Below are 658 nucleotides of genomic sequence, written 5' to 3' on the forward strand. Positions count from 1 at the left end.
GTGTCCACGAATATTGTCATTTTGGCGGCTGGTGTCGGTTCGCGGTTGGGGCGGCCGCATCCGAAGCCGTTGACGCCGTTGAGTACTGGTGAGACGATTTTGGGTCGTTCGCTGCGGTTGTTGACTTCGCGGTTCTCTCGTCATTCGATTCATCTGGTGGTGGGGTTCAAGAAGGAGATGATCATGGAGGAGGTGCCTGATGTGGGGTTCATTTACAACCAGGCGTACGGGGATACGAACACGTCGAAGAGTCTGTTGAAGGCGTTGACGATTCTGGGTCCTGGCGGGGTGTTGTGGTTGAACGGTGACGTGGTGTTCGATCCGCAGGTGTTGGATGTGCTGTTGCCGCATATCGCGATGGATCGGTCGTTCGTGTCGGTGAATACGGCGAAGGTCTCTGATGAGGAGGTGAAGTACACGTTGGGTGCTGACGGGTACATCGCGTCGTTGTCGAAGACGGTGTCGGAGGGTGCGTTGGGTGAGGCGGTGGGGATCAATTATGTCTCTGCCGATGATCGTGCGGTGGTGGCGAAGCGTCTGGTCGAGGTTGAGGATCAGGATTATTTCGAGCGGGGTATCGAGCTGGCGATCGGTAAGGACGGGGTGCGGTTCGAGGCGGTCGACATCTCGCAGCACAACGTCATCGAAATCGACTTCG

1 protein-coding gene is annotated in these 658 nt (G+C 57.0%); it reads left to right on the forward strand.

The window, feature by feature from the left end:
• Positions 1–658 (forward strand): NTP transferase domain-containing protein (locus IF12_RS0122385; RefSeq protein ID WP_030162563.1); only part of this gene is annotated, 658 nt, incomplete at its 3' end.

It is taken from the genome of Glycomyces sp. NRRL B-16210 (assembly GCF_000719515.1).
Taxonomy (GTDB): domain Bacteria; phylum Actinomycetota; class Actinomycetes; order Mycobacteriales; family Micromonosporaceae; genus Glycomyces.